This is a genomic window from Mesorhizobium sp. M7A.F.Ca.CA.001.08.2.1, from assembly GCF_003998455.1.
GTDB lineage: Bacteria > Pseudomonadota > Alphaproteobacteria > Rhizobiales > Rhizobiaceae > Mesorhizobium > Mesorhizobium ciceri.
The window spans coordinates 1-8,670 of the sequence record NZ_RZPW01000212.1 but is presented as its reverse complement, the minus strand read 5'-3'; the positions used below and the strand labels follow the sequence as shown (position 1 = coordinate 8,670).

Genomic DNA, 8,670 nt, shown 5'->3' with positions numbered 1-8,670 from the left:
ATCGGATCCTCGCGCGTCCGCTCCAGCCGCTGCTCCAGTGTCTCCAGCGACTGGTTCAACTGATCGAGCGTGGTCTGCGGCCTGCGCTGCCTGCCGGCATTGAGTGTATCGAGATAGGACCGCTTGCTGTTCATCGGTGCGTCCGTCTTTCAGAATGGCTGGCTCGCGGCCAGTTCCCCCAGGTCCCTATCGGAACGAAGGCGACCGGCGGCGATGCCGCGGCGGAAGACGAGCTTCCCGGGCTCTCGCCCGCGCTCCGAAAAACCGTGAAAAATTCGATACAGGATAAACACGGGTAGCCGACGCGCCCACATTTCCCCCAACGTGGTAAACAACGCGTTAACCAAACTTAAGAAATCGAAAGGATGTTGGCTGCCGGCCTGACGGTGCGGCATAAAGGGCGGGGCGCAGAACGCCCTTGCGTCATCCTGCGGCAATCGGTATAGAATTGACGTAAACGTAAAAGGCGCATTGAGCGCATGTTTGCGATTTGTTTGTTGAAACCACGACTGGAAGCAGGCCCCCGCTTCCAGTCAGGCGACGCCTGGTCCAGGACCGCGACGCCACCAGACGGGGAAAGCCAGTGACCATGAAGCTTATCTCGGCCGGCGAGACCGCGGCCAATACCAATATGTCTGCCGAAGCCGGCGAGGACCTCGTCCGCATCGGCGAGATGGCGAAGAAATATGGAGTGACGCTGCGCACGCTGCGTTTCTACGAAGACAAGGGCCTGCTCAACCCGCAGCGCGACGGTTCGACCCGTCTCTACACGCGCCGCGACAAGGCCCGCCTCAAGCTGATCCTGCTTGGCCGCAAGGTCGGATTCTCGCTGCGCGACGTCAAGCAGATGATGGATCTCTACGATCCGACCGGTTCAAACACCAAGCAGCTCAAGCTTGCGCTGGATAAGTCGGAAAAGCAGCTTGCCCGCCTGCAGAAGCAACGGGCGCTGATCGACGACGCCATCAACGAACTCAGCGGCTCGATGTCGGCGGTGCGCCAGATGCTGAGCGAGCGTTCGGCGCCGCAGGCGAGCGCCGCCAGCTGAAGCAATTCCGTCAGGAATTGCGCCAGACACCAAGTCGTCTGCTGATTGTCCGAGTTCTGTCTAGCCGCGTGGCCTGCCACGCGGCTTTTCGTTGTCCTGGCCCACTCTTATGGCCTTTCGGCGCTGGCTTGCGCAACGTCGCGCCGCTACGCTCATTGCTCCAGGGGGCGGGGAATCTTGTCGCATCGAGAAAATTGACGTTTACGCAAACGTCAATTTTTGCTATCCCGCTCCCAATATGGGTCCGCATGCCGCCCTGGCTTGTCTTCGGGGCATTCGGACCGGGTTTGCAGGGTGGAGAAAAAGCATGCCGACATACAGGGCTCCGGTCCAGGATACGCTGTTCGTGCTCAACGAGGTTCTGGGTTATCAGCGTTATTCGAACCTTCCCGGATTTGCCGACGCCACGCCCGATGTGCTCGAGGCGATCCTCGCCGAAGGCGCCAAGCTCGCCGAAAACGTCATGCATCCGCTGAACCGTGTCGGCGACATGGAAGGCTGTGTGCGTCACGACGATGGCTCGGTGACCACGCCGAAAGGCTTCAGGGAGGCCTTCGACCAGTACCGCGAGGGCGGCTGGATGGGATTGGCCGCACCCGTCGAGTTCGGCGGCCAGGGCCTGCCCTATGCCGTGCACACCGCCGTCGCCGAATATATGGTCTCGGCCAATATGTCCTTGATGATGTATCCGGGCCTGACGCAGGGCGCAATCGCGGCAATCATCACCCACGGCACCGACGAGCAGAAGGCGACATGGTTGCCGAGGATGATCGAGGGTGCCTGGACCGGCACCATGAACCTGACCGAGCCGCATTGCGGCACGGATCTCGGCCTGTTGCGGACCAAAGCGGTGCCGAACGGCGATGGCACCTATAAGATTTCAGGCCAGAAGATCTTCATCTCGGCCGGCGAACACGACATGTCGGACAACATCGTCCATCTGGTGCTGGCCCGCATCGAGGGTGCGCCGGAAGGCGTCAAGGGCATCTCGCTGTTCATCGTGCCGAAGCTCAAGCTCGACCCGTCGGGCAATCCGGGCAACAGGAACACCGTCTCCTGCGGCTCAATCGAGGAGAAGATGGGCATCCACGGCAATTCGACCTGCGTCATGAACTATGACGAGGCTGAGGGCACGCTGCTCGGCGAGCCCAACGGCGGCCTGAAGGCGATGTTCACGATGATGAACGAGGCGCGCCTCGGTGTCGGCCTGCAGGGGTTGTCGCTGTCGGAGATCGCCTATCAGAACGCTGTCGGCTACGCCAAGGACCGTTTGCAGGGCCGCTCATTGTCTGGGCCGAAGGCGCCGGACAAGAAGGCCGATCCAATCATCGTCCATCCCGACATCCGCCGCAGCCTGATGACCATGAAAGCCTTCAACGAGGCCGGCCGCGCGCTGGCGCTGTGGACGGCGATCAAGTCCGACATCGCCCACCGCTCCGGCGATGACAAGGATCGCCAGGCCGCCGACGACTACACCGGCCTGATGACGCCGGTGGTCAAGGGCGTGCTCACCGACAAAGGGTTCGACCACGCCGTCATGGCGCAGCAGGTGTTCGGCGGTCACGGTTATATCGAAGAGCACGGCATGAGCCAGTTCGTGCGCGATGCCCGCATCGCCATGATCTATGAAGGCGCCAATGGCATCCAGGCGCTCGACCTCGTCGGCCGCAAGCTTGGTTTGCATGGCGGCCGCGCCGTGCAGGCCTTCTTCAAGGAAGTCGGCGAATTCTGCGAGGAGAACCGCGCTAACGAGAAGATGGCGCCGTTCACCAAGGCGTTGAAGAAAGGTCTCAACGATTTGCAGGCGGCGACCATGTGGCTGGTGCAGAACGGCATGGCCAAGCCCGACAATGCGGGTGCCGCCTCGACCGACTACATGCATCTCTTCGGCCTTGTCGCTCTGGGCTATATGTGGGCGCAGATGGCCAAGGTGGCACTTGGCAAGACGGACGCCAATGGCGCGCAATCTTTCTACGACAACAAGGTCGTGACGGGGCGCTTCTTCATGGAGCGGATCATGCCGGAGACGTCGGCGCATCTCGCCCGCATTTCGAGCGGCGCCGACACATTGATGGCACTGCCGGCGGAAGCGTTCTAAGCTCGACTTCACTGGCCTTTCTGTCTGTCGATACGCGGAGGAAATCGTGGCGACAAATCCCGCCGAAGTGCTCTCTTTGCCGAAGCCCGCCTGGGCGGCGGACGAGGTCGGCATGCTCTACGACATGGCGCATCGCTTCATGTCGGAGGAGATCGCGCCGCGCTACGACGAGTTCGAGAAGAACGAGATGGTCGATCGCGAAAGCTGGCTGAAGGCAGGTTCCGCCGGCCTGCTCTGCGCTTCTATGCCGGAGGAATATGGCGGCTCCGGCGGCACCTTCGCGCATGAGAGCGCCATCATCGAGGCCATTGGCCATGTCGGTGTCGACGGGTTCGGCATCGGCCTGCACAATTCGATCGTCGCGCCTTATATCCTCCACTACGGCTCCGAGGAGCAGAAAAAGAAATGGCTGCCGAAGCTGGCGACCGGCGAGCTGATCGGCGCCATCGCCATGACCGAGCCCGGCGCCGGCTCCGATCTGCAGGGCGTCAAGACGCGAGCGCAGAAGGATGGCAACCACTACAAGATCAATGGCTCCAAGACCTTCATCACCAACGGCCAGCTTGCGAACTTCATCATCGTCGTCACCAAGACCGATCCGGAGAAGGGCGCCAAGGGCACCTCGCTGATCGTCGTCGAGACCGACGAGGTGGAAGGTTTCCAGCGCGGCCGTAACCTCGACAAGATCGGGCTCAAGGCCAACGACACGTCGGAGCTGTTCTTCAACGACATGCGCGTGCCGACCTCCAATTTGCTCGGCCACGAGGAAGGGCAGGGCTTCGTCCAGTTGATGCAGCAACTGCCGCAGGAGCGGCTGCAGATCGGCACGGGCGCCATCGCCATGATCGAGCGGGCGCTGGCGCTGACCATCGACTACGTCAAGGAGCGCAAGGCGTTCGGCAAGGCGATCATCGATTTCCAGAACACCCAGTTCAAGCTGGCCGAACTCAAGACCGAGGCCACCATCGGCCGCGTCTTCTACAATGATTGCGTCACCCGCCACATCGCGGGTGGCCTCGATCCCGTGACAGCGTCGATGGCCAAGTACTGGCTCAGCGACCTGCAGGGAAAAGTCGTCGACGAATGCCTTCAACTGCATGGCGGCTATGGCTACATGAATGAATACCCGATCGCCCGCATGTTCCGCGACGCCCGCGTCCAGCGCATCTACGGCGGCACCAACGAGATCATGAAATTGCTGATCGGACGCTCTCTCTGAAGGCGACATCAGGCAAACCCAAGGAGCAAGCAAATGGCTGAAGCTTATGTCTATGACGCCGTGCGCACACCGCGCGGCAAGGGCAAGAAAGACGGATCGCTGCACGAGGTGCCGGCGGTGCGGCTTGCCGCCAAGACGCTCGAGGCGCTGCGCGACCGCAATGGGATGGACACTGCAAACGTCGACGACATCATCTTCGGCTGCGTCGATCCGGTCGGCGAGGCGGGTTCGGTCATTCCGCGCGCCGCCGCCTTCGAGGCCGGCTACGACACCAAGGCGCCCGGCATGCAGATCTCACGCTTCTGCGCTTCCGGGCTCGACGCCATCAATTTCGGTGCCGCCAAGATCGCGCAGGGAGCGGACGAGATCGTCATTGCCGGCGGTGTCGAATCGATGTCGCGCGTCGGCATGGGCGCCTCGGGCGGTGCCTGGTTCATGGATCCTTCGGTCGGCCTGCCCGGCTGGTTCGTGCCGCAAGGCATCTCGGCCGACCTGATCGCCACCAAATACGGCTTCAGCAGAGACGACGTCGACGCCTATGCGGTCGAGAGCCAGAAGCGCGCCGCCAAATCCTGGGCGGATGGCCGCTTCAAGAAATCCGTCATCCCGATCAAGGACCAGAACGGCCTGACCATCCTCGACCATGACGAGCATATGCGCCCGTCGACCGACATGCAGTCGCTGGCCTCGCTCAACCCGTCCTTCGTCATGCCCGGCGAAATGGGCGGCTTCGATGCGGTCGCGGTGCAGAAGCATCCCGAAGTGGAAGAGGTCAACCACGTCCATCATGCCGGCAATTCGTCCGGCATCGTCGATGGTGCGGCGGCCGTGCTGCTCGGTTCGAAGAAGGCCGGCAAGGCGATGGGGCTGAAGCCCCGCGCGCGTATCCGCACCTTCGCCAACATCGGCTCCGAGCCGGTGCTGATGCTGACCGGTCCGGTCGACGTCACCGAGAAGCTGTTGAAGCGCGCCAAGATGAAGCTCTCGGACATCGACCTGTTCGAGCTCAACGAAGCCTTCGCTTCGGTGGTGCTGCGCTACATGCAGGCTTTCGACATTCCGCATGACAAGATCAACGTCAATGGCGGTGCCATCGCCATGGGTCATCCGCTCGGCGCCACCGGCGCGATGATCTTCGGCACGGTGCTGGACGAACTCGAGCGGCGCGATCTCAACACCGCTCTGGTGACGCTGTGTATCGGCGCCGGCATGGGCACCGCAACCATCATCGAACGCGTCTGACGGGGAGAGAAACGATGAGCTACACCAATTTCACCCTCGACACCGACGCCGACGGCATTGCGCTGGTCACCTGGGACATGCCCGGCCGTTCGATGAACGTCTTCACCGAAGAGGCGATGCGGGAATTGAACGCCATTGTCGACAAGGTGGCTGGTGACGCCGCCATCAAGGGCGCCGTGATCACCTCCGGCAAGGATACCTTCTCCGGCGGTGCCGATATCTCTTTGCTGCAGAAGATGCTGACGACCTTCGCCGCGGAAAAGGGCAAGGACGCCGAAAAGGCGACCAAGGCGCTGTTCGACAATGCCGGCATGATGACCGGCCTGTTCCGCAAGCTGGAAACTTGCGGAAAGCCGTGGGTGTCGGCGATCAACGGCACCTGCATGGGCGGCGCCTTCGAATTGTCGCTCGCCTGCCACGGCCGTGTCGCCGCCGATAGCGACAAGGTGAAGATGGCGCTTCCCGAGGTGAAGATCGGCATCTTCCCGGGCGCCGGCGGCACCCAGCGCGTGCCGCGGCTGACCGATCAGCAGCAGGCGTTGCAGATGCTGACCTCCGGCCAGACGCTGTCGCCGCAGAAGGCCAAGTCGATGGGCCTGATCCATGAGATCGCCGAGCCGGCCAGGTTGATCGAGACCGCCAAGGCGATGATCAGGAATGGGCTGAAGCCGGTGGCGCCATGGGACGAGAAAGGTTTCAAGCTGCCCGGCGGCCAGATCTATTCGCCGGTCGGTTTCAATCTGTGGCCGCCGGCGATCGCCATCCTGCGCCGCGAGACTTATGGTAACTATCCGGCCGCCGCCGCGATCCTCAAATGCGTCTATGAAGGCCTGCTGGTGCCGTTCGACACCGCCTTGCGCATCGAGCAGCGCTATTTCACCGAGATCATGCAGACCAGGGAAGCGGCGGCGATGATTCGCTCGTTGTTTGTGTCGCTGCAGGAACTGAACAAGGGCGCCCGCCGCCCGGCCGGCGTGCCCGAAACCAAGTTCAAGAAGATCGGCATTCTCGGCGCCGGCTTCATGGGCGCCGGCATCGCCTATGTCACCGCCAAGGCCGGCATCCCGGTGGTGCTGCTCGACCGTGATCTGGAGTCGGCCGCCAAGGGCAAGGCGCATTCCGACAGCCTGGTCTCGGATCAGGTCAAGAAGGGCCGCGCCAAGCCGGAGGACAAGGACAAACTGCTGTCGCTGATCACGCCGACGGCGGACTACGCCGACCTTGCCGGCTGCGATCTGGTGGTCGAGGCGGTGTTCGAGGATTCGGGCGTCAAGAAGAGCGCCACCGAACAGGCGGAAGCCGTGTTGAAGCCATCGGCGATCTTCGCTTCGAACACCTCCACCATCCCGATCTCGTCGCTGGCCAAGAATTCGGCGCGGCCGAAGAATTTCATCGGCATCCATTTCTTCTCGCCGGTCGACAAGATGATGCTGGTCGAGATCATTTTGGGCAAGAAGACCGGCGACAAGGCGCTGGCCACCGCGATCGACTTCGTTCGCGCCATCAAGAAGACGCCGATCGTCGTCAACGACACGCGCGGCTTCTACGTCAACCGCTGCGTGCTGCGCTACATGTCGGAAGCCTACAAGATGCTGATCGAAGGTGTGCCCGCGCCGATGATCGAGAACGCGGCGAAGGCAGCCGGCATGCCGGTCGGCCCCCTGGCACTGACCGACGAAACGGCCATCGACCTTGCCCAGAAGATCATGAAGCAGACCATCAGGGATTTGGGCGACAAGGCGGTCGATCCCAAGCAGATGGCGCTGATCAACACCATGGTCGACGATCACGGCCGCTTCGGCCGCAAGAACGGCAAGGGTTTTTACGATTATCCGGCCAAGCCCGCCAAGAAGAAGCTGTGGCCGGGCCTCAGGGATCTCTATCCGCAGCTTGCACCCGAGAAGGTCGATTATGAGGAACTGCAGCAGCGGCTGCTGGTCACCATCGCGCTGGAAGCGGCCCGGGTGATGGAAGAAGGCATCGTCACCGACCCGCGCGAGGCCGATGTCGGCTCGATCCTCGCCTTCGGCTTCGCTCCCTATACCGGCGGTGCGCTGTCCTACATCGACGGCATCGGCGCCAAGGCGTTCGTCAAGATCGCCAGAAACCTGCAGAAGAAATACGGCGCCGAGTTCAAGGCGCCCAAGCTGCTGCTCGACATGGCCGAGAAGGGTGAGAGCTTCTACCAGCGCTTCGATCCCTATGCGAAAGGCGAGACCAGGAAAGCGGCGTGAGTAAGCCTTGCACTGTGGACAAGATGGCGGTCCGGGGTTAGAACAGGGAAGGTATTTTTTCCTGTTCAAAGGAGAGCGACACATGCTCTCGCATGACCGTGTCTGGGCTGCCATTGATGCTCTTGCCGAGCGCTATTCGCTTTCGGCCTCGGGGCTGGCCAAGCGTGCGGGGCTCGATTCCACCGCCTTCAACAAGTCGAAGCGCCTGTCGTCGGATGGCCGGCCGCGCTGGCCCTCGACCGAATCACTGGCAAAGATCATGGAGGCAACGGGCGCTTCCCTCGACGAATTCACCGGTTTGATTGAAGGTCGGGCCGGGGCCAGCCATGCGGCTTCGGTCGCCCGCCGAAGCTCCGTGCCGCTGCTCGGCTTTGCCCAGGCCGGCGCCGGCGGCTTCTTCGACGATGCCGGCTTTCCAGCCGGGCAGGGCTGGGATCTGATCGAACTGCCGACGCAATCGACCGAGAGTTCCTATGCTTTGCAGGTGCAGGGCGATTCCATGCTGCCGCTCTACCGCAATGGCGACGTCCTCATCGTCGAACCGGGCGCCGTTACCCGCAAGGGCGATCGCGTCGTCGTCAAGACCACATCAGGCGAAGTGATGGCCAAGGTGCTCGAGCGCCAGACCGTCAGGTCGATTGCGCTGGTCTCGCTCAATCCCGATCATCCCGACCGCGATATTCCCATGCGCGATGTCGAATGGGTGGCGCGGATTGTCTGGGCAAGCCAATAGGTTAAGCTGGTGCGGCTTCTCCATCACGCGCTGGCGGTTCTGATGGTCCCTGTGATGGCAGCCATCGTCGTCACTGGCGGTCGCACTCTGAAAGGT

Annotated in this window: 6 protein-coding genes; all 6 read left to right on the top strand. The window is 62.3% G+C overall.

Going from position 1 to position 8,670, the window contains the following annotated elements:
- Positions 1-589: 589 nt before the first annotated feature.
- On the top strand, positions 590-1,048 hold the full coding sequence (locus EN914_RS14720; RefSeq protein ID WP_013533661.1) for a MerR family DNA-binding transcriptional regulator: 459 nt from the start codon (positions 590-592) through the stop codon (positions 1,046-1,048).
- A gap of 307 nt (positions 1,049-1,355) precedes the next feature.
- Positions 1,356-3,146: an acyl-CoA dehydrogenase gene (locus tag EN914_RS14715; RefSeq protein WP_024503172.1), complete on the top strand. Its 1,791-nt coding sequence runs from the start codon at positions 1,356-1,358 to the stop codon at positions 3,144-3,146.
- A 46-nt stretch (positions 3,147-3,192) separates the two neighbouring features.
- Positions 3,193-4,365 (top strand): acyl-CoA dehydrogenase family protein, encoded by a 1,173-nt coding sequence (locus tag EN914_RS14710; RefSeq protein WP_024503171.1) that lies wholly within the window; start codon positions 3,193-3,195, stop codon positions 4,363-4,365.
- A gap of 33 nt (positions 4,366-4,398) precedes the next feature.
- Positions 4,399-5,607 (top strand): acetyl-CoA C-acetyltransferase, encoded by a 1,209-nt coding sequence (locus tag EN914_RS14705; protein ID WP_024503170.1) that lies wholly within the window; start codon positions 4,399-4,401, stop codon positions 5,605-5,607.
- Between the two features lie 14 nt (positions 5,608-5,621).
- Positions 5,622-7,841 carry a 3-hydroxyacyl-CoA dehydrogenase NAD-binding domain-containing protein gene (locus EN914_RS14700; RefSeq protein WP_024503169.1) on the top strand — a complete coding sequence of 740 codons (2,220 nt, stop codon included), beginning with the start codon at positions 5,622-5,624 and terminating at the stop codon, positions 7,839-7,841.
- 82 nt (positions 7,842-7,923) lie between these two features.
- Positions 7,924-8,574 carry a helix-turn-helix transcriptional regulator gene (locus EN914_RS14695; RefSeq protein ID WP_013533656.1) on the top strand — a complete coding sequence of 217 codons (651 nt, stop codon included), beginning with the start codon at positions 7,924-7,926 and terminating at the stop codon, positions 8,572-8,574.
- The last annotated feature ends 96 nt before the right edge of the window (positions 8,575-8,670 follow it).

Coding starts and splice junctions, on each gene's coding strand:
- EN914_RS14700 (WP_024503169.1), top strand. CDS start 5,622: ATGAGCTACACCAATTTCACCCTCGACACCGACGCCGACGGCATTGCG.
- EN914_RS14715 (WP_024503172.1), top strand. CDS start 1,356: ATGCCGACATACAGGGCTCCGGTCCAGGATACGCTGTTCGTGCTCAAC.
- EN914_RS14695 (WP_013533656.1), top strand. CDS start 7,924: ATGCTCTCGCATGACCGTGTCTGGGCTGCCATTGATGCTCTTGCCGAG.
- EN914_RS14720 (WP_013533661.1), top strand. CDS start 590: ATGAAGCTTATCTCGGCCGGCGAGACCGCGGCCAATACCAATATGTCT.
- EN914_RS14705 (WP_024503170.1), top strand. CDS start 4,399: ATGGCTGAAGCTTATGTCTATGACGCCGTGCGCACACCGCGCGGCAAG.